This window comes from Asanoa siamensis, from assembly GCF_016862555.1.
In the GTDB taxonomy this organism is placed as follows: Bacteria; Actinomycetota; Actinomycetes; order Mycobacteriales; family Micromonosporaceae; genus Asanoa; species Asanoa siamensis.
Genome location: NZ_BONE01000024.1, coordinates 61,672 through 81,905 on the forward strand (window position 1 = coordinate 61,672; position 20,234 = coordinate 81,905).

Here is a 20,234-nt window from a genome sequence, read left to right on the forward strand (position 1 = left end):
ATCGAGCGGCCTCTCTGGAGCGGGTGGGGCGGCCCGACTCTACGAGGCGTTCGTCGCCGGTGGTGCGTCCTTAACCGAGACCTAATGCCACCTTGAGATGCCGCCGCCACGGCCGGCGGGACGGCGGCGGCCGTGGCGACGAGCACCCCCGGGCCGCCAGTCGGCGTGCGGCGGCCCGAGGTCGCGTGGGCGCTCTAGAAGGCGCCGTCAGAGCCGCACTTGTAGCCCTGGTTGAGGCAGTTCCGCACCCGCTGCGCGAGCGCGTCGGGCTCCCAGGCGTTGAAGAAGTCGGCGTGCATCGAGAATCCCGTACCGGACGAGAGCTTGAGGCCCGTCGTGTTGGTGCTCAGCGGGTAGCCGATGACGAACGAGACCGACGGGATCGCCACGGGGAACCTGCCCGAGCACCTGCCGTCGCGGTCCGCCGGGCCGACGTGCGACTTGTGGTCGGGGCTGTCGAGGTGCTTGCCGTCCCAGCAGTCCGGGAACGTCACCTGGCGCACCAGGTTGGCGGTCTTCGCGCAGACCGGCCACTCGCCGTCGGGGGTGCGACCCGTCTCGCCGCCGATGCCACCGCACCAGAAGCGGTTGCCCTGCTTGTCGGGCGTGTCCGTCTGCCGCTTCGCGTCACCGGTGATCATGCGGAAGCCCAGCGGGAACGGCACCGTCCGGCTCGGGTCCTTCAACCGCGATCCATAATAGACGGTGACGCCGCTCGGGTTGACGGCCTTGCCGTTCTGCAGGAGCGTCGGGATCCAGTACGCGGAGTGGTCCTGGGCCGGCGTGCACGAGGTCTTCTTGTTGGCGAACAGCGACGCGGCGGTGGAGTGCGCGTTCGTGCTCGTGTTGCCCATGAACGTGTGGTTGTGCGAGGCGCCGACCAACCCCGGCACGACGATCGGGTCGTCGTCGTTGCGGTGGCTGACCTTGCACGAGGCGTTGAACTCGGGCACCTTGACCGGGTTGCCGGTCACCTTCCGCGGCGTGCGCGCGAAGAACGCCCGCACGTCCGCCGCCTGCTTCGCCGGGTCGACCGGCACCCAGCCGCCCTTGGCGGCCGGCGGCGACCCCGGCGTCTTGGTGGCTGCCGGCGCAGTGGTCGGTTCCGGCGGGGCCGTGGTCGGCCCGGCGGTCGGCGCGGCCCCAGGGTCGGCATAGGCGGCGGAGTCCGGCAGGACGTCGGTGGTACCGGCCTCGACCACGTCGGTCGCGGAAGCCGGGGCCGGGTTTGAAGAGCGCGCGCCGGCGGCTGCCACCGCCCCGGTCGCCGCCAGGGCCACGAGGACCGGGATCGCGACGAGAATGGTGGACCGCCGGCGCAGGAACGGGCGCCGGGGCGGGGGAGTCGGTTCGTACATCGGGGCCTCTCGGGATCCGGTCATGGGGCAGCCCGAATGTAGGTACGCCGGAATGCGTTCAGCCGGTCCTTAAGGCGAACATAAGCGAGCTTTGGAAATCACTCGACTGGCATACGGGGTCGCCCGTCCGGATAACAGAAAACGGCCCGCGAATTGCTGTTATTCGGCCGGCGCGAGCACATCGCCCCGCGGGAAGAAGGCCGCGGCCACCGCGACGACGACGGCCACGATCAGCACGCCGACGAACACGCCGTGCACGGCGCGGACCAGCCTAACCGGATCGTCGTGGCCGCCGCGCAACGTCGCGTTGGCCACCGCGCCGAACACCGCGGTGCCCAGCGAACTGCCGACCGACCGCAGGAACAGGTTGTTGGCGGTGACGACGCCGCGGTCCCGCCACCCGACGCTCGACTGCGAGGCGATCAGCGTGGGGCTGACCGTGAGCCCCATCCCGAGCCCGATCACGAGGCTGGTGACGCCGACCTGCCAGACCGACGAGCCGCCGTCGAGCAGGAGCAGCAGCGCGCAGCCGACCACGATGATGCTCGCGCCGGCCAGCGCGCACCGCCGGAAGCCGAACCGCAGGTAGACCCGGCCGGACTGGGACGCCGCGATCGGCCAGCCGAGGGTCAGCGCGGCGAGGGCGAGGCCGGCGACCAGTGGGCCGACGCCGAGCGCCTCCTGAGCGTACGTCGGGACGTAGGAGGTCAGCCCGAGCAGGATCGCGCCGGCGCCCGCGGAGACCACGCCGCTGGCCACCAGCAGCCGGCGGCGGAACACCCAGAGCGGCAGGATCGGTTCGGTGGTCCGCCGCTCGACGAACAGGAACACGGCTAGCAGCAGCGCGCCGATGCCGAGCGTGGCGATGCTCGGGCCGGAGTCCCACGCCCACGCCTGGCCGCCCTCGAGCACGCCGAGGATCAGCAGGGTCAGGCCGGCGGTGAGCAGCACGGCGCCCCGGTAGTCGATCACCGGACGGGCCGGCGTACGCCGTTCGTGGTAGTGCTTCATGATCATGCCGCCGGCCAGCAGGCAGAGCGGGATGTTGACGAGGAAGATCCACCGCCACGACACGTACTCGCTGAACACGCCGCCGAGCGTCGGGCCGACCACGGACGAGATGCCCCAGACGCTGGCGACGTAGCCCTGCACCTTGGCCCGTTCCTCGACCGTGTAGAGGTCGCCGACGATCGTCACCGTCATCGGCGCGATGCCGCCGGCGCCGAGGCCCTGCACCACCCGGAAGACGATCAGCATGGTCATGCTGGTGGCCACGCCGCAGAGCACCGAACCGACGAGGAACGTGGCGATGCCGAACATGATCACGGGCTTGCGTCCGAACAGGTCGGCCAGCTTGCCGTAGACCGGCACGGTGACCGCCTGGGCCAGCAGATAGACCGAGAACAGCCAGGGGAACTGGGCGAACCCGCCGATGTCGGCGACCACCGAGGGGACGGCGGTTGCGATAATCGTCGAGTCGATGGCGATGAGCGCGGTCGACAGCATGACGGCGGCGAGCACGGGGCCGCGTTCGGACCGCAGGCCGATACCGGTCGTTACCGAGGGGGTGGCGGGCACGTCTTCCCACCTTCCACCCGGACGGGTGACAAAGCCAGGGTGTGTCCGGTCACTTCCGGGTTCGCGTGATCTCTTCGCATCATGTGGAGCTGGTTACTGGCCGTCGTTGCGACGCTCACTGTCGGTGTAGGACCTGTGATGGCCACGCCGGTCGGCACCCACGGCGCGCTGCGCGTCTGCGGCACCCGGCTCTGCGACAGCGCCGGCCAGCCGGTGCAGCTCCGCGGCATGTCCACGCACGGCATCCAGTGGTACGCGCAGTGCGTCACCGGCCCCGCCCTGGACGTGCTGGCCCGCGACTGGCGCGCCGACGTGCTGCGGGTCTCGACCTACGTGCAGGAGGACGGCTACGCGAGCGACCCGCGGCGGTTCACCGAGCTCGTCGACGACCTGGTCGACCTGGCCACCGCGCGCGGCCTCTACGTGATCGTCGACTGGCACATCCTCGACCCGGGCGACCCGATGGCCAACCTCGCCCGCGCCCGCACCTTCTTCGCCGAGATCGCCCGCCGGCACGCGGGGGCCGACAACATCCTCTACGAGATCGCCAACGAGCCCAGCGGCGTGTCCTGGAGCCGGATCCGGTCGTACGCGGAGCAGCTCATCCCGGTGATCCGCACCCACGACCCGGACGCGGTCGTGCTGGTCGGCACCCGCGGGTGGTCCTCGCTCGGCGTCTCGGAGGGCGCCGACGAGCGGGAGGTGGTCGCCGACCCGGTGCGCGCGGCCAACGTGATGTACACCTTCCACTTCTACGCGGCGTCGCACGACCGGCGCTACCTCGACACCCTGTCCCGCGCCGCCGACAGGCTCCCGATGTTCGTCACCGAGTTCGGCACCCAGACCTACACCGGCGACGGCGGCAACGACTTCGCCCGCGCACAGTCCTATCTGGACCTGATGGCGGCCAAGGGGATCGGGTGGGTCAACTGGAACTGGAGTGACGACAAGCGCTCGGGCGCGGTCTTCGAACGGGGCACCTGCGCGGCGAACGCATACGCGGACCCGGCGCGGCTCAAGCCGGCGGGGGTGTGGATCCGCGACCGGCTGCGCGCGGGACGGCCGGTCGCGTAGCGTCAGATCCGGTGGACGAGCAACGGTATCTACCCATCGGCGAGCACGGCCTCATCGGTAACTTGCGTACCGTGGCCCTCGTCGGAACCGACGGGACCATCGACTGGTGCTGTGTCCCCCGGTTCGACGCACCGAGCGTTTTCGCCTCGATCCTCGACCGCGACCGCGGCGGGTTCTTCGCGCTGACCACGGACGTCCCGGCCACCACCAAGCAGTTCTACTTCCCCGACACCAACGTGCTGATCACCCGCTTCCTCTCCGACGACGGCATCGCGGAGATCCAGGACTTCATGCCCGTGCCCGCCGACCGGCACGAGGCCAACCAGTTCCGGCTCATCCGGCGGGTGACCTGCGTCCGCGGCGAGCTGCCGTTCCGGGCCCACGTCGCGCCCCGGTTCGACTACGGCCTGCAGCCGCACACGCTGCGTGAGCACGACGGGCGGGCGATCTTCGAGTCGGCGTCGCTGAGCCTCGCGCTCAACTCGACCGCGCCGTTCGAGCTCGTCGACGGCGACGTGCTCAGCTCGTTCCGGCTCAAGCAGGGTGAGTCGCACATCTTCTGCCTGGACCGCGCCGAGACGCAGCCGGCGCCGCGGTTCGGCAGCGCCGAGGAGGCCGAGGCGGCGTTCACCGACACCGTGGAGTACTGGCGGCGCTGGCTGTCGGCGTCCCGCTACAAGGGTCGCTGGCGGGAGGCCGTACACCGGTCGGCCCTGACGCTCAAGCTGATGACGTACGCGCCGACGGGTGCGATCGTGGCCGCACCCACGACGTCGCTTCCCGAGCGGCTCGGCGGCGAGCGCAACTGGGACTACCGCTACGTCTGGGTCCGGGACGCCGCGTTCTGCGTGTACGCGCTGCTGCGGCTCGGCTTCACCGAGGAGGCCGACCAGTTCATGGGCTTCCTCGCGGCGCGGGTGCGGGCGAGCTCGCCGGACCCGGAGGGCCCGCTGCAGATCATGTACCGGGTGGACGGCAGCGAGTCGCTCTCCGAACGCCGCCTCGACCACCTGGAGGGCTACGAGGGCTCCGCGCCGGTACGGGTCGGCAACGACGCGGTCAACCAGCTCCAGCTCGACATCTACGGCGCGCTGGTCGACTCGATCTACCTCTACAACAAGTGGGGCCAGCCGATCTCCAGCGGCGTCTGGGAGGGCGTCACCACGTTCGTGGAGTGGGTCTGCGACAACTGGGACCAGCCCGACGAGGGTGTCTGGGAGATCCGCGGCGGGCGGCGCAACTTCCTCTACTCGCGGCTGATGTGCTGGGTGGCCATCGAGCGGGCGATCCGGGTCGCGCACCAGCGGGGCCTGCCGGCCGACCTGGTGCGCTGGGACCGGGCCCGGGACGCGATCTACTACCAGATCATGGACCGGTTCTGGGATCCGGAGCTGAAGGCGTTCGTCCAGCACCGCGACGGCCACGTCCTCGACGCATCGGTGCTGATGATGCCGCTGTCGAAGTTCATGGCCCCGTCGGACCCGCGCTGGCTGAGCACACTCGACCTGCTCGGCGACACGCTGGTCTCGGACTCGCTGGTCTACCGCTACGACCCGCACCTGTCGCCCGACGGCCTGACGGGCGAAGAGGGCACGATGTCCATCTGTACGTTCTGGTACGTGGAAGCACTGTCCCGCGCGGGCCGCGTCGACGAGGCCCGGCTGGCCTTCGAAAAGATGATCACGTACGCGAACCACCTGGGCCTGTACGCGGAGCAGCTCGGCCCGACCGGCGAGCAGCTCGGCAACTTCCCGCAGGCGTTCACCCACCTGGCGCTGATCAGCGCCGCCTTCAACATCGACCGCGCCCTCGGCTGATGCAGACGTTCCTGCCGTTCCCCGACTTCTTCCGGTCGGCGGAGGTGCTCGACGTGCCCCGCCTCGGCAAGCAGCGGGTCGAGACGCTGCAGGTGCTGCGCGGGCTGACCGTCACCGGTCACGGCTGGCGCCACCACCCGGCGGTCAAGATGTGGGCGGGCTACGAGGAGGCCCTGGTCCGCTACGGCCTGACGATGGTCGCGACGTGGACGGCGACCGGCCGGGCGGACACCACGGCCGCGACGATGACGGCCGACCTGGCGGCGGCCTGCGGCATCACGCTGGTACGCGACCAACCCACCCTGGCGGCGGCCGGCGACCTCCCACCCTGGCTCGGCGACGAGGCGTTCCACCGCTCGCACCAGTCGGCCCTGATCCGCAAGGACGCGGCCTTCTACACACCGACCTTCGGCGACGTGCCGCCGGACCTGCCGTACGTCTGGCCGCCCTCGGACCGCCCCAACGGCTGCGCGCCCGAGCTTCCATAAAGGTTCTTTCCTCATTCGGGAAGCGGCAATAACGGCCTCTTGCGTATTGACGGAGAGCGCTCTATCGGCCATCGTGTTCCCACGGCGTGGTCGGCGCACGCTTCATGACCGTCCCCATGAGAAAGGTCCGATCATGTTGCGCAGAGCGCTGCTCTGCGTCGCCCTGATGGCAGCGACCCTCGTCGGTATTCCGGCGACTCCTGCTTTCGCGGCCGACTTCACCGTGCTTGTGTTCAGCAAGACGGCGGGGTTCCGGCACGACTCGATCCCGGCGGGTATCGCCGCGATCCAGCAATTGGGCGCGCAGAACAACTTCACTGTCGAGGCCACCGAGGACGCCGCGGCGTTCACCACGGCCAACCTGAGCCGGTTCCAGGCCGTCATCTTCCTGTCCACCACCGGCGACGTGCTCAACGCGTCGCAGCAGACCGCGTTCGAGAGCTACATCCGCGCCGGCGGCGGCTACGCGGGCGTGCACGCCGCGGCCGACACCGAGTACGACTGGTCCTGGTACGGCAGCCTCGTCGGCGCCTACTTCCTCCAGCACCCCGCGATCCAGCAGGCGACCGTCCGGATCGAGGACGCCAGCCACCCGTCCACCGCGGGCCTCCCGGCCAACTGGGTGCGCACCGACGAGTGGTACAGCTACCGCACCAACCCGCGGGCCAACGTGCGGGTGTTGGCCAACCTCAACGAGGCCACGTACACGGGCGGCGGGATGGGCGACCACCCGATCGTCTGGTGCCGCGCCTTCGACGGCGGCCGGTCCTGGTACTCCGGCATGGGCCACACCCAGGAGAGCTACGCCGACACGAACTTCCGCAACCACCTGCTGGGCGGCATCCGGTACGCGGCCCAGGGCACCGGCAACTGCGCGGTCGGCTCCGGACCGGTCGACCCGCCGGGCTCCTTCGCCCAGGTGACGCTGGCCAAGGGCGTCGCCGAGACCGGTGAGCCGATGGGCCTGACCGTGCTGCCGGACCGCGGCGTCCTGCACACCTCGCGCGACGGCACGGTGCGGCACACCGACGCCGCCGGCAACACCAAGGTGGCGCTGACGATCCCGGTCTACACACACGACGAGGAGGGCCTGCAGAGCATCAAGGCGGACCCGGGCTTCGCCACCAACCGCTGGGTCTACCTCTACTTCGCGCCGCCACTGTCCACACCGGCCGGTGACGCGCCGACCACCGGCACGGCCGCCCAGTTCGCGCCGTTCAACGGTGTCAACCGGCTGGCCCGCTACACGGTCCGCGCGGACAACACGATCGACCCCGCGTCCGCGGTGACCGTCATCGAGGTGCCGTCGAGCCGCGGCCAGTGCTGCCACGTCGGCGGCGACATCGACTTCGACGCGGCCGGCAACCTCTACCTGTCGACCGGCGACGACACCAACCCGTTCGACTCGGCCGGCTACGCGCCGCTCGACGAGCGGACCGACCGCAACCCGGCCTTCGACGCGCAGCGCTCCTCGGGCAACACGAACGACCTGCGTGGCAAGGTCCTGCGGATCAAGCCGTCGGCGGCCGGCGGCTACACGGTCCCGGCCGGCAACATGTTCGCGCCCGGCACCGCGAACACCCGGCCCGAGGTCTACGCGATGGGCTTCCGGAACCCGTTCCGGATGAGCGTCGACAAGGCGACCGGCATCGTCTACCTCGGTGACTACGGCCCCGACGCGGGCACCGCCGACCCGAACCGCGGGCCGGCCGGCACGGTGTCGTACGAGCGGATCACGCAGCCCGGCTTCTACGGCTGGCCGTACTGCTCGAACTACAACACCCCGTACCACGAGTACACGTTCCCCAGTGGACCGTCGCTCGGCCAGTACAACTGCGCCGGCGGCCCGACCAACAACTCGCGCAACAACACCGGCCTGACCACCCTGCCGGCGTCGCGGGCGGCGTGGCTGGGCTACGGCGGCGGCCAGGACCCGCCCGGCATCTGCTGCGGCTCGCTCTCGCCGATGGGCGGCGCGGTCTACCGCTACAACGCCGGCCTCAACTCGTCGGTGAAGTTCCCGCCCTCGTACGACGGGAAGTTCTTCGCCACCGAGTTCGGTCGCCGGTTCATCAAGACGATCAACATCAACGCCAACGGCACGCCCGGCACGATCACGAACTTCCCGTGGACCGGCACCCAGGTGATGGACTACGAGTTCGGGCCGGACGGCGCGCTCTACGTGCTCGACTACGGCACGGGCTGGTTCGGCGGCGACGCCAACTCGGCCGTCTACCGGATCGAGTACCAGGTGACCGGCGGCAACCGGCCACCGGTCGCGGTCGCGAGCGGCAGCCCGACCGGCGGCGCGGCACCGCTGACGGTGCAGTTCTCGTCGGCCGGCTCCACCGACCCCGACGGCAACCCGCTGACGTACGCCTGGGACTTCCAGACGAACGGCTCCGTCGACTCGACGGCGGCGAACCCGACGTTCACCTACACCGCCAACGGGCAGTACACGGCGACGCTGACGGTGCGCGACCCGTCCGGCGCCTCCGCGACCGCCAGCGTGGTGATCGGGGTCGGCGGGCCGACGATCAGCGTCTCGCTGCCGCAGCCCGGCCGGCTGTTCAACTTCGGTGACCAGGTGCCGTTCACGGTCAACGTCACCGACCCGGCCAACCCGACGATCGACTGTTCCCGGGTCACGGTGACCTACGTGCTCGGGCACGACTCGCACGGCCACCCGATCACCAACGTCAACGGGTGCAGCGGCAACATCCAGACGACGGTCGACGGCGAGCACGACGTGTCGGCCAACATCTTCGGGATCATCAACGCCGCGTACACCCCGCCGGGCTCGACCACCGCGATCAACGCGACCCCGGTGGTCCTCCAGCCGCGCCAGCGGCAGGCGGAGCACTTCAGCAACCAGCAGGGCGTCAGCATCGTGACCTCGACGGCCGCGCAGGGCGGCAGCGCGGTCGGCAACGTCAGCAACGGCGACTGGATCTCCTACAACCCGTACTACCTGAACGGCCTGGCAACCGGGTTCACCGCCCGGGTGTCGGCGCCGGCGGGTGGCGGGGGCACGATCACGCTGCGGTCGGGCTCCGCGACGGGCACGGTGATCGGCACGGCCACCGTGGCGGCGACCGGATCGTTCGACACCTTCGCCAACGTGACCGGCACCGTCACCGCGCCGACCGGGTCCGGGCCGCTGTTCGCGGTCTTCACCGGCGGCACGGGCGCGGCGCTGTTCAACGTCGACTCGATCACGTTCACCACGGGCGGCCAGCCGCCGACCGGGACCAACCTGGCACTCAACAAGCCGGCGACGGCCTCGAGCGTCGAGGACCCGGTCTACCCGGCCTCGAACGCGGTGGACGCCTCGGCGACCACCCGCTGGGCGAGCGCGTTCAGCGACCCGCAGTGGATCCAGGTCGACCTGGGCCAGACGTACGCGATCGACCGGGTGCGGTTGCTCTGGGAGGCGGCGTACGGGTCCGCGTACCAGATCCAGACGTCGACGAACGGCACGACCTGGACCACGGTCCGGTCGGTGACCGGCGGCAACGGCGGCGAGGACGACAACACGGCCCTGAACGCCAGTGGGCGGTATGTCCGGATCAACGGCACCGCCCGGGGTACGGCGTGGGGCTACTCGCTGTTCTCGTTCGAGGTGTACGGCGGTGGCGGCCAGCCGCCGACGGAGAGCAACGTGGCGCTGAACAAGCCGGCCACGGCGTCGAGCGTCGAGAACGCGGCGTTCCCGGCCTCGCTGGCGGTGGACGCGTCGACCACGACCCGCTGGTCGAGCGCGTTCAGCGACCCGCAGTGGATCCAGGTCGACCTGGGTCAGACCTACTCGATCAGCCGGGTCCGGCTGCTCTGGGAGGCCGCCTACGGGTCCGCGTACCAGATCCAGACGTCGACCAACGGCACGACCTGGACCACGGTCCGGTCGGTGACCGGCGGCAACGGCGGTGAGGACGACAACACGGCCCTCAACGCCAGTGGTCGATATGTCCGGATCAACGGCACCGCCCGGGGTACGCCGTACGGCTACTCGCTCTTCAACTTCGAGGTGTTCGGAAGCTGACTGATCGGTGGGGGGTGCGTGCGCGCGCCCCCCACCGCTCCTCGGTCTAGGCTGTTCACGTGATCGACGCGGCGACGGACAGCGACGAGCGGCTGCGGCGGCTCGAAGCCGTCACGGACGCCGCCCTGTCCCACCTCGACGTCGACGAGCTCCTCGCCGAGCTGCTCGACCGGGTCTTCGAGCTGCTGCGCGTCGACACCGCCGTGATCCTGCTGCTCGACCCGCACGCCCGCCAGCTCGTGGCGACCGCGGCCAAGGGCCTCGACGACCATTTCAAGCCGGGCGTACGCGTCCCCGTCGGCCGCGGCTTCGCGGGGCGGATCGCCCGTGACCGCCGTCCGCTGATCGTCGACGACATCGCCGCCGAGAGCGACACCAGTCCACTGGTCCGGGGCGGGGGAGTCCGTTCGCTGCTCGGCGTCCCGATCTTCGGCGGCGGCGAGCTGGCCGGCGTGCTGCACGTCGGCAGCACGGCGCCGCGCGCCTTCTCCGCCGACGACGTGCGCCTGCTGGAGATGGTCGCCGACCGGGCCAGCGTGGGCACCCACACCCGGGCCGGCAGCGTCGACCGGGACACCGCCCTCGCCCTGCAGCGCAGCCTGCTGCCGACCGCGCTGGCCCAGGTGTCCGGCGTCGAGATGGCGGCCCGCTACCTGCCCGGCCACGACTCCGGCGTCGGCGGCGACTGGTACGACGTGTTCACCCTGCCGTCCGGCTTGCTCGGCGTCGTCGTCGGCGACGTCTCCGGCCACGGCCTGCAGTCGGCCGTGGTGATGGGCCGGCTGCGCAGCGCGCTGCGGGCCTACGCGCTGGTCTGTGCCGACCCGGCCGACGCGCTGGTGCACCTGGACGCGAAGGTCCACCACTTCGAGACCGGCAACCTGGCCACCGTGCTCTACGCGATGATCCCGCCGGAGCGCGACACCATCCACGTGTCGATCGCCGGTCACCCGCAGCCGGTGCTGGTCGGCCCGGACGGTCGGGTCGAGCTGCTGCCGGCCCCGACCGACGTGCCGCTGGGCATGGGTCGGCCCACCACCTCCCGGCGCACCACCGTCGTCGACTTCGCGCCGGGCGCGCTGCTGGTCTGCTACACCGACGGCCTGATCGAGCGCCGCCGCGAGGCGATCGACGTGGGCCTCGACAGGCTGCGCGCCACCGTCTGGCCCGGCCATCCCGACGAGGTCTGCACGGCGCTGATGCTCGCCGTCGGCGAGGAGCGCCCGAGCGACGACACGGCGCTGCTCGCCATCCGCCGGCTCGGCCCGCCGGCCCCGCCCGAGCCCGACGTCGTCCTCGACGGCGCGTTCGACCGCGCCGGGGTCGCGACGCTGCGGCGCCGGGTCGCCGACGCCGCCGACCGGCACGGCCTGGCCGGCGAGGCGTCCGACGACTTCGTGGCCGCGGTCAACGAGGTGATGACGAACGCGATCCGGCACGGCGGCGGCTCGGGCATGCTGCGCCTGCTGGTCACCGACGGCCGGCTGGTCTGCGAGGTCCGCGACCACGGCGCCGGCTTCCCGGCCGGCGACTTCCTGGCCCGGCGGGAACGGCCGACGCCGTCGTCGACCGGCGGCATGGGCCTGTGGATCGCCCAGCAGACCAGTTACGCCCTGCGCATCGAGAGCGGTCCGGCCGGCACGCTGGTGCGGATCACCGCGGCCGGCTGAATGGTCGCGGCCCTCGAGCTCTACCTGGACACGACCGCGACCCGGCGGCTCCGTACGCTCTGGCGCGCCCTGGAGGCCGAGGGGATCCCGACGCTGGCCTCCCTGCAGGACTCGAAGCACCGCCCGCACGTCTCCCTGGCCGCCGCGTCCCGGCTGGCACCCGACGAGGTGGTGGCGGCACTCGGCGACGCCCCGCTCGGCCGCGGCCTCGCACTGGACATGGACTTCGTCGGGCAGTTCGTGGGGCGGGTGCTCTGGCTCGGCGTCACCCCGACCCCGGCGCTGCTGGACCTGCACCGGGAGGCGCACGAGCGCCTGGCCAAAGGCGGGATCGAGGTCTGGGAGCACTACCGGCCGGGCCGCTGGGTGCCGCACTGCACGGTCTCGCTGCGGGTGCCGAACCCGCTGATGGGCCCGGCGGTCCGCCGCTGCCTGGAGATCCTCCCGCTGCGCGCGACGGTGACGGGCGCCTCGGTCACCGACCACGCCAACGACATCGCCCACCCGCTGCCGGGCTGACGTCGCGCGGTCACACCGGGTGGCGCCGATCCGCGATAATGATCATCCATGCGGGGAGTCTGGACGGAGTCGCCGCGATCGGCGGCGACCGAGTTGCTGCGGGTGGCCGCCGCCGGGCGCCCGGCCGAGCGGACGATCGCGCTGGACGTGCTCGACCGGGCCCGGGCGCGCTGGTGGGTGGCGGTCGACAAGGCGCTGCGCGGGTGCTGGACGGACGCACCCCCGGAGTTGACCCAACCGCAGGACGAACTCGACGTGCTGCTGGGGGCCTGCCATCCCGACGGGCGGGTCCGGGCGCGGGCGGTGAGGTTGTGCCGCACGGTGCACCGGCCGGCGGCCGCCTCCGCGCTGGCGCTGCGCTGCGCCGACCCGGCCGAGCCGGTGCGGGAGGCCGCGCGGGACCTCGCCGGGCCCGTGCTGGACCGGCCCGACAACCGGACCCTGTCGGCACTGGCCGCTGCCGCGTTCGCGGTCGAGCCGCGCCGGCACGGCGGCTGGCTGGCCGACCGCGTCGACGCCACCCTGCGCGGGCTGCCTGACCAGCGGCTGCGCACCATGCTCCTGGCCATCGACCCGCGGCTCCGCCGGATCGTCCACGAGGTCGCCGTCGCGCGTCGGCTGCTCGACGAGGACGCCCTGGTCAGGACGGCCCGGCGGGACCCCGACCGGTCGATCCGGCTGCGGGCCGCCCGCGCCGCCGTCGACCGCGCCGGCGATCATGCCGGCCTCGTCCGGCTGGCGTCCTGCGGGACGGACCTGGTGCGCGCGGCCGCGGTGACGGCGCTCGCGGCAGCGGTGACGAGGCGGCCGCCGTGGCGGCCGCTGCCGGACCGCAGCCCGACCGTGCGCGCCGCCGCGCAGCGGGCGCCGCGGAACGCCTGCACCGACCCGGCCGGGCACTACCGGCGGCTGGTGGACGCGCCCGCGCCCGCGCCGGGCGACCGACGTGAGCGCCCCGCCGACGCCGGCGCAGCGCGCCGAACTGGACGGACTGCTCGACCCGACCCGCCCGAAGCTGCGCGGCACGGTCTGGGCGTTGCGGTTCTACGCCGGTCTGCGCTGACCTGTCCGGCTCTCGATCGTTGGGCAGGGCATGAACAACCCGACACCCGACGCACCGGTCTACGACGTCATCCACAGCGGCGACTGGTGCCAACTCACCGTGCACGACGGCACGCGCCCGCGGGTGATCGCCGACGGCCTCACCGAAGCCAACGCGCAGTGGCTGGTCACCGTCCTCGGCCGCCGCCCGTACCTGCCGGGCCAGCGGAGCGCGCGCCCGTAGCGTCAGCCGCGGTGCCAGATCCGGTCGCGCGGCGACACGACCAGGGTTCTGCGCTTCCACGCGGGGCTGACCTGACAGGCTGTCGGGGTGGGTTTCGATCGACTGGACTTGACCGTGCCGGTGCACCGGATCGGGCTCGGGCTCGCGGCGCTCGGGCGGCCGGCGTACATCAATCTCGGCCGTGACCGGGACCTGCCCGCGGAGCGCTCCGTCGAGGCCATGCGGCGCCGGACCCACGAGGTGCTCGACGCCGCGTACGCCGCCGGGGTGCGCTATTTCGACGCCGCCCGCTCCTACGGCCGGGCCGAGGAGTTCCTCGCGAGCTGGCTCCCCGGGCACCGGGACGTGGTGGTCGGGTCCAAGTGGGGCTACACCTACGTCGCCGGGTGGCGGGTCGACGCCAAGGTGCACGAGACCAAGGACCACAGCGTGGGTACGTTCGACCGCCAGGTCGCCGAGAGCCTCGAGCTGTTCGGCGACCGGCTCGACCTCTACCAGATCCACTCGCTCGTGCCGGACAGCACCGCGTTGACCGACCCCGTGCTGCACCGCCATCTCGCCGACCTCAAGAGCCGCGGCGTCACGGTCGGGGTGTCGACCAGCGGGCCGCGGCAGGGCGACGCGATCCGGGCCGCCCTGGCGATCGAGGTCGACGGCGTCCCGCTGTTCGAGAGCTTCCAGGCGACCTGGAACCCGCTGGAGCCCTCGGCCGGGCCCGCGCTGGCGGCCGCCCACGACGCCGGGCGGCACGTGATCATCAAGGAGGCGGTGGCCAACGGGCGGCTCGCCGACCGCGACGCCGAGGTGCTCGCGCACGCGCTGGCCCAGCCGTGGGTCGACGTCGTGCTCTCCGGAGCGGCGACGACCGCGCAGCTGGCCAGCAACCTGCGCGCGCTGGAGATCAGCGACCCGGGGCCGCTGCCCGCTGCCGAGGCGCCGCCGGACTACTGGCAGCAGCGCGCGGCGCTGCCCTGGTCATAGCAGGCCGCCCAGGATCACGAGGCCGATCGCGACGAAGACGAGCGGCACCAGCCAGTGGCCCCACCGGCCGAGCACGTCGATCACCCGGCGGTGGCCGCCGAGCCAGGCGCCGGCCAGGCACCACACCGCGGTCAGCACCGCGAACACCCCGATCGTGAGCAGCGTGTCGGCCAACCCGATGGCGCGGAACACCGGCGTGTAGACGGCGATGTTGTCGGCGCCGTTCGCGATCGTCACCGCGGCGACCGAGACGAGCCCGCTGGCCACCGGGGGCGCGGCCGTGCCGTCGGACCGGAACGCGGCGACCAGGCCGCGGACGCCCAGCGCGAGCGGGACGAGCCCGAGGAGCCCGACCCAGCGGTCCGGCAGCAGCGTGAGCCCGAGGGCGGCGGCGCCGGCGATCGCGACGAGCGTGGCGATCCCGGCGTACTGGCCGAGCCAGATCTGCCACGGCCGGGGGAGTCCCGTGGTTCGGGCGGCGAGGAACAGGACCGTGAGCACGACCAGGTCGTCGACGTTGGTGCCGGCGAACAGGCCGGCCGCCGCCGCGACGGTACCCACGAGATCCATCACGGCCCGGACCTTACGCGAACCCGCGTACCCTCGGGTGGTGGCCTTTGCCGTGATCGCGCTGGTGGCCGCCCTCGCGGTGAGCGTCGCGGTGGCGGCCTGGCGGCAGGGTGCCGCCGTTCGGCGCTGGCACGCCCTGCGCTCCTGGGCCGACGGCGCGGGCTGGCGGCTGCGCCCCACGCCGGCCGAGATCGACTGGCTGCCGGTCGTGACACTGCCGATCGCGGTGGTCGACGGTCGGCACGAGCAGCACGAGATCGCCGTCGTCTGGTCCGCCGGCCGGGGCGCGAGCACCACCGTGTACGTCCGGGTCGCCGACCACGGCGCCGCCCTTGCCTCCTACCAACGCTGGCTCGACCCGAGCGAGATCGACGAGGCCGTCCTCACCGCCCTGCCGGGCTGAGCGCGAGAGTGCCCCCGGCGGCTGCCGTGTTCCGCCGGGGGCACTCTCGCCGGGATCACCGGCTAGACCAGATACCGCGCGTACGCGTCGGGTGTGAAGAACGCCGGCAGCTCCTCGGCGAGCGCGGTCTCCAGGAAGATCCGCGCGGCCGCCGGTCGCAGGCCGGCCTCCTCGTCGTCCACGATGGACCGCACCAGGTCCTCGGTGACCGCGCCGCCCTCGACCAGCGGCGTGCGGTGGTGCACCCACTGCCAGACCTGGCAGCGCGCGATCTCGGCGGTGGCCGCATCCTCCATCAGGTCGAAGATGGCGGCGGCGCCGGTGCCGCGCAGCCAGCTGTCGAAGTACCGCAGCGCCACGGCCACATTGGACCGCAGCCCGGCCGCGGTGACCGCGCCCGGCGTCAGGTCGACCGCCAGCAGGTCGTCGGCGTTGACCGCGACCTCGGCCCGCTGCCGCTCGACCTGGTGCGGCCGGCTGCCGAGCACCGCGGTGAACGCGGCCTCGCACGTGTCGACCAGGCCCGGGTGCGCGACCCACGAGCCGTCGAAGCCGTCACCGGCCTCGCGCTCCTTGTCGGCGCGGACCTTCGCGAAGGCGACCTCGTTGACCGCCGGGTCCCGGCTCGGGATGAACGCGGCCATGCCGCCGATCGCGTGCGCGCCGCGCCGGTGGCAGGTCTTCACCAGCAACTCGGTGTAGGACCGCAGGAACGGCACCGTCATCGTCACGTCGGCCCGGTCCGGCAGCACGAAGTCGGCGCGCTGCCCGAACTGCTTGACGATGCTGAAGATGTAGTCCCAGCGCCCGGCGTTGAGGCCGGCGGCGTGGTCGCGCAGCTCCCAGAGGATCTCGTCCATCTCGAACGCCGCGGTGATCGTCTCGATCAGCACGGTCGCCCGGATCGTCCCCTGCGGGATGCCGAGGTAGTTCTGCGCGAAGACGAAGACGTCGTTCCACAGTCGAGCCTCGCGATGGCTCTCCAGCTTCGGCAGGTAGAAGTAGGGACCCTTGCCGGCGTCGAGCTGGCGCTGGGCACAGTGGAAGAAGTGAAGTCCGAAGTCGACCAGGCTCGCCGAGATCGGCCGGCCGTCGACCACGATGTGCTTCTCCGCCAGGTGCCAGCCCCGGGGCCGGGCCACGATGGTCGCCGGGTTCGGGCCCACCGCGTACCGCTTGCCGTTGCCGGGATCCGTGAAGTCGAGCTCGCCGTCCAGCGCCGCGATCAGGTTGCCCTGGCCGCCCATCAGGTTGTCCCAGGTGGGCGCGAGCGCGTCCTCGAAGTCGGCCAGCCAGACCCGGGCACCCGAGTTGAGCGCGTTGACGGTCATCTTGCGGTCGGGCGGACCGGTGATCTCGACGCGCCGGTCGAGCAGGCCCGGCGCCGGCGGGGCCACTCGCCAGGTCGGGTCGTTGCGGATGTGCGCCGTCTCGGGCAGGAAGTGGGGCAGCTGCCCGGCGGCGTACCGCGCCCGCCGGGCGCGCCGGGTGTCCAGCAGGGCCACCCGGCGGCCGGCGAACTCGCTGTCCAGCGCGACCAGGAAGTCCAGCGCCTTGGGGTCAAGGATGTCTTCGTAGCCGCGGCCTTGGACCTCGATCCTCATCAGAACTGCGCCTCCTCGGTCGATCCGCGTAGGGCGGTGGTCTCGGCCGCCGGGTTGAGCACCGTGCTGATGAGGTCGAAGTAGCCGGTGCCGACCTCACGCTGGTGCTTGACGGCCGTGTAGCCGTGCTGCTCGGCCGCGAACTCCTTCTCCTGGAGCGACACGTACGCCGGCATGCCTTCCGCCGCGTAGCCGCGCGCCAGGTCGAACATCGAGTAGTTGAGCGCGTGGAAGCCGGCCAGGGTGATGAACTGGAACGCGTACCCCATGTGGCCCAGCTCCCGCTGGAACTTGGCGATCGTCGCGTCGTCCAGGTGCTTGCGCCAGTTGAACGACGGCGAGCAGTTGTAGGCCAGCAGCTGGTCCGGATACCGCGACTTGATCGCCTCGGCGAACGAGCGCGCCTCCTCGAGGTCCGGCGTGCTGGTCTCCATCCAGATCAGATCGCTGTGCGGCGCGTACGCGAGACCGCGCGCGATGCACGGCTCGATGCCCTCGTGCACGCGGTAGAAGCCCTCCGCGGTCCGCTCGCCGGTGAGGAACCGCTGGTCGCGCTCGTCGATGTCGGTGGTGAGCAGGTTCGCCGCGTGCGCGTCGGTGCGGGCGACGATCAGTGTCGGCACGCCGGCGACGTCGGCGGCGAGCCGGGCGGCCTCGAGCGTGCGGATGTGCGCCCCGGTCGGGATCAGCACCTTGCCGCCGAGGTGGCCGCACTTCTTCTCCGACGCGAGCTGGTCCTCCCAGTGCACGCCGGCCGCGCCCGCGGTGATCATCGCGGTCATCAGCTCGTACGCGTTGAGCACACCGCCGAACCCGGCCTCCGCGTCGGCGACGATCGGGGCGAGCCACTCCGTTTCCGTGTCGCCCTCGGCGGTGGTGATCTGCGCGGCGCGCAGCAGCGCGTTGTTGATCCGGCGGACCACGGCGGGCACCGAGTTGGCGGGGTAGAGGCTCTGGTCGGGGTAGGTCTGGCCGGCCAGGTTGGCGTCGGCCGCGACCTGCCAGCCGGACAGGTAGATGGCCTTGAGCCCCGCCCGCACCATCTGCACCGCCTGGTTGCCGGTGAGCGCCCCCAACGCGTGCACGTAATCTTCCTCGTGCAACAGCGTCCACAGCCGTTGCGCGCCCCGGCGGGCCAGCGTGTGCTCCTCCTGGATCGCACCGCGCAGCCGGACCACGTCGTCCGCGCTGTAGGTGCGCTCCACACCGCGCCAGCGCGGCGCGGTCGCCCACTCCTGCCGCAACTGCTCCGCCGATATGGTCATCGCCGACTCCTTACGTCGAAAAGCCTCTGTGGTCACCGTCGCACAGCGGGAAAAGCGCCGCGAGGTACGGAAACAGCCAATTCTTGAAAAGTGTCGACCCCGTTTTTGCGAAGTTGCGAATGACCATTTAGCAACGTGCTAACATCGCGACGGATGGTGGAGGTGAGGCGCGTTGGCCAAGACGTTCGCAGGAGCCCGGCTGCGCCGCCTGCGCGACGACCGCGGCGTTTCGCAGATCGATCTGGCCCGCCAGCTCGGCATCTCGCCGAGCTACCTCAACCAGATCGAGCACGACACCCGGCCGCTGACGGTGCCCGTGCTGATGCGCATCACCGAGGTGTTCGGGGTCGACCCGGCCTTCTTCGCGCCGCACGACACGCCGCGGCTGGTGGCCGACCTGCGCGAGGCGCTGCCGGCCCGGGCCGGCCTGCACGACCTGACGGAGCTCGCCACCAAGCTGCCCGAGGTGGCCGAGGCGGTGATCGACCTCTACCGGCGCTACCGGCAGACCGACGACCAGCTCGCCGAGGTCGTCGGTGACCGCGACCTGGTCGCCGGCCGCAGCCCGCACGACCAGGTGAGCGACTTCTTCTACCGCCGGCAGAACTATGTGCCCGCGCTGGACGAGGCCGCCGAAGAGCTGGCGGGCCGGATGGGGGTCCGGCGCGGCGAGATCCTGTCGGCCCTGCGCGCCCGGCTGGCCGACCGGCACGGCGTGCGGATCGTCCGCGAGGACCATGACCGGCTGGCCGGCGATCTGCACCGCTATCAACCGCAGTCCCGCACGTTGCATTTGTCGCTGTCATTGCGACCGGGCCAACAGGCGATTCGGATGGGCGCCCAGATCGGCCTGCTCGAATTCGCCGACACGATCGACGAAATCATCGAGGAAGAGAAGTTCGACGACGTCCAGACGCAGATTCTGACGCGGGTCGGGCTGGCCAACTATTTCGCGGCCGCGCTGATTCTGCCCTACGAGGTGTTCCTGGCGACCGCCGAGCGCATGCGCTACGACATCGGCCTGCTGACCGAGCACTTCGGGATGGGCTGGGAGACCGTCTGCCACCGGCTGTCCACGCTGCAGCGGCCGAAGGCGCGCGGGGTGCCGTTCTCGTTCGTCCGGGTCGACCGGGCGGGCAACATGTCCAAGCGGCAGTCGGCGACCGGCTTCCCGTTCTCCCGTTCGGGCGGCACATGTCCACTCTGGAACGTCTACGAGGCGTTCAACGCGCCCGGCCGGGTGATCACCCAGATCGCCGCGATGCCCGACGGGCAGCGCTATCTCTGGATCGCCCGCACGGTGATCCACCAGCACGCCGGCTACGGCCAGCCGGGCAAGGCGTTCGCGATCGGCCTGGGCTGCGAGATCCGGCACGCCGGCCGCCTGGTCTATTCGGCGGGAATGGACCTCGACGCGGTCGACGCGGCCACCCCCATCGGCCCGGGCTGCAAGACGTGCGAGCGCCTGACCTGCCCACAGCGCGCCGCGGCCCCGATCGGCCGCCGACTGGATCTCGACGAGAACCGCAGCACTTTCATCCCGTACCCCCTGCAGAGTTAGGCCCCGTCTTGAGGTGTGG

At 71.7% G+C, this 20,234-nt stretch carries 15 protein-coding genes and 1 pseudogene; 10 read left to right on the forward strand and 6 right to left on the reverse strand.

What is annotated here, in order from left to right; all coding sequences use genetic code 11:
* Positions 1-194: 194 nt before the first annotated feature.
* Complete coding sequence (locus tag Asi02nite_RS16735; protein ID WP_203713943.1) at positions 195-1,382, reverse strand: DUF1996 domain-containing protein; 1,188 nt, start codon at positions 1,380-1,382, stop codon at positions 195-197.
* Positions 1,383-1,517: 135 nt separating this feature from the next.
* Positions 1,518-2,936 carry an MDR family MFS transporter gene (locus tag Asi02nite_RS16740; RefSeq protein WP_239126760.1) on the reverse strand — a complete coding sequence of 473 codons (1,419 nt, stop codon included), beginning with the start codon at positions 2,934-2,936 and terminating at the stop codon, positions 1,518-1,520.
* A gap of 132 nt (positions 2,937-3,068) precedes the next feature.
* Here Asi02nite_RS16740 and Asi02nite_RS16745 point away from each other — a divergent pair.
* The 6 genes and pseudogenes from Asi02nite_RS16745 to Asi02nite_RS16770 all read left to right on the forward strand — a co-directional run.
* A pseudogene (locus tag Asi02nite_RS16745) lies at positions 3,069-4,010 on the forward strand (glycoside hydrolase family 5 protein); the annotation flags it as partial.
* A gap of 11 nt (positions 4,011-4,021) precedes the next feature.
* Positions 4,022-5,827 (forward strand): glycoside hydrolase family 15 protein, encoded by a 1,806-nt coding sequence (locus Asi02nite_RS16750; protein ID WP_203713945.1) that lies wholly within the window; start codon positions 4,022-4,024, stop codon positions 5,825-5,827.
* Positions 5,827-6,315, forward strand: a complete 489-nt coding sequence (locus Asi02nite_RS16755) for an MSMEG_6728 family protein (protein WP_203713946.1) — start codon at positions 5,827-5,829, stop codon at positions 6,313-6,315. Before Asi02nite_RS16750 ends, Asi02nite_RS16755 begins: the two co-directional genes overlap by 1 nt.
* A 133-nt stretch (positions 6,316-6,448) precedes the next feature.
* Positions 6,449-10,357, forward strand: coding sequence for a ThuA domain-containing protein (locus Asi02nite_RS16760; protein ID WP_203713947.1), 3,909 nt, complete (start codon positions 6,449-6,451; stop codon positions 10,355-10,357).
* Positions 10,358-10,416: 59 nt separating this feature from the next.
* Entirely contained in the window at positions 10,417-12,027 is a 1,611-nt protein-coding gene (locus Asi02nite_RS16765; protein WP_203713948.1) for a SpoIIE family protein phosphatase, read from the forward strand.
* Positions 12,028-12,546: a 2'-5' RNA ligase family protein gene (locus Asi02nite_RS16770; protein WP_203713949.1), complete on the forward strand. Its 519-nt coding sequence runs from the start codon at positions 12,028-12,030 to the stop codon at positions 12,544-12,546.
* A 42-nt stretch (positions 12,547-12,588) separates the two neighbouring features.
* On the opposite strand, the gene Asi02nite_RS16775 is transcribed toward Asi02nite_RS16770, so the two are convergent.
* Positions 12,589-13,266, reverse strand: a complete 678-nt coding sequence (locus Asi02nite_RS16775; RefSeq protein ID WP_203713950.1) for a hypothetical protein — start codon at positions 13,264-13,266, stop codon at positions 12,589-12,591.
* 373 nt (positions 13,267-13,639) lie between these two features.
* Between Asi02nite_RS16775 and Asi02nite_RS16780 the strand changes: the two genes are divergently transcribed.
* Together Asi02nite_RS16780 and Asi02nite_RS16785 are read left to right on the forward strand one after the other, a co-directional pair.
* Positions 13,640-13,831: a hypothetical protein gene (locus tag Asi02nite_RS16780; RefSeq protein ID WP_203713952.1), complete on the forward strand. Its 192-nt coding sequence runs from the start codon at positions 13,640-13,642 to the stop codon at positions 13,829-13,831.
* A gap of 87 nt (positions 13,832-13,918) precedes the next feature.
* Positions 13,919-14,812 (forward strand): aldo/keto reductase, encoded by an 894-nt coding sequence (locus Asi02nite_RS16785; RefSeq protein ID WP_239126762.1) that lies wholly within the window; start codon positions 13,919-13,921, stop codon positions 14,810-14,812.
* On the opposite strand, the gene Asi02nite_RS16790 is transcribed toward Asi02nite_RS16785, so the two are convergent.
* Entirely contained in the window at positions 14,807-15,382 is a 576-nt protein-coding gene (locus tag Asi02nite_RS16790) for a cadmium resistance transporter (protein WP_203713954.1), read from the reverse strand. The genes Asi02nite_RS16785 and Asi02nite_RS16790 overlap by 6 nt on opposite strands.
* Before the next feature lie 40 nt (positions 15,383-15,422).
* Here Asi02nite_RS16790 and Asi02nite_RS16795 point away from each other — a divergent pair, with 40 nt between their 5' ends.
* Positions 15,423-15,785 carry a hypothetical protein gene (locus Asi02nite_RS16795; protein ID WP_203713955.1) on the forward strand — a complete coding sequence of 121 codons (363 nt, stop codon included), beginning with the start codon at positions 15,423-15,425 and terminating at the stop codon, positions 15,783-15,785.
* Between the two features lie 62 nt (positions 15,786-15,847).
* Here Asi02nite_RS16795 and aceB read toward each other — a convergent pair whose 3' ends face one another.
* Positions 15,848-17,389 carry a malate synthase A gene (gene aceB, locus Asi02nite_RS16800; RefSeq protein WP_203713957.1) on the reverse strand — a complete coding sequence of 514 codons (1,542 nt, stop codon included), beginning with the start codon at positions 17,387-17,389 and terminating at the stop codon, positions 15,848-15,850.
* Positions 17,389-18,654, reverse strand: coding sequence for an isocitrate lyase (aceA, locus tag Asi02nite_RS16805; protein WP_203713959.1), 1,266 nt, complete (start codon positions 18,652-18,654; stop codon positions 17,389-17,391). The genes aceB and aceA overlap by 1 nt, the downstream gene beginning before the upstream one ends.
* Before the next feature lie 172 nt (positions 18,655-18,826).
* On the opposite strand from aceA, the gene Asi02nite_RS16810 reads away from it, so the two are divergent.
* On the forward strand, positions 18,827-20,215 hold the full coding sequence (locus Asi02nite_RS16810; protein ID WP_203713961.1) for a short-chain fatty acyl-CoA regulator family protein: 1,389 nt from the start codon (positions 18,827-18,829) through the stop codon (positions 20,213-20,215).
* Positions 20,216-20,234 lie beyond the last annotated feature (19 nt).

Coding starts and splice junctions, on each gene's coding strand:
- Asi02nite_RS16735 (WP_203713943.1), bottom strand. CDS start 1,382: ATGACCGGATCCCGAGAGGCCCCGATGTACGAACCGACTCCCCCGCCC.
- Asi02nite_RS16755 (WP_203713946.1), top strand. CDS start 5,827: ATGCAGACGTTCCTGCCGTTCCCCGACTTCTTCCGGTCGGCGGAGGTG.
- Asi02nite_RS16760 (WP_203713947.1), top strand. CDS start 6,449: ATGTTGCGCAGAGCGCTGCTCTGCGTCGCCCTGATGGCAGCGACCCTC.
- Asi02nite_RS16770 (WP_203713949.1), top strand. CDS start 12,028: ATGGTCGCGGCCCTCGAGCTCTACCTGGACACGACCGCGACCCGGCGG.
- Asi02nite_RS16775 (WP_203713950.1), bottom strand. CDS start 13,266: ATGATCGCCGGCGCGGTCGACGGCGGCGCGGGCGGCCCGCAGCCGGAT.
- Asi02nite_RS16780 (WP_203713952.1), top strand. CDS start 13,640: ATGAACAACCCGACACCCGACGCACCGGTCTACGACGTCATCCACAGC.
- Asi02nite_RS16790 (WP_203713954.1), bottom strand. CDS start 15,382: ATGGATCTCGTGGGTACCGTCGCGGCGGCGGCCGGCCTGTTCGCCGGC.
- aceB (WP_203713957.1), bottom strand. CDS start 17,389: ATGAGGATCGAGGTCCAAGGCCGCGGCTACGAAGACATCCTTGACCCC.
- aceA (WP_203713959.1), bottom strand. CDS start 18,654: ATGACCATATCGGCGGAGCAGTTGCGGCAGGAGTGGGCGACCGCGCCG.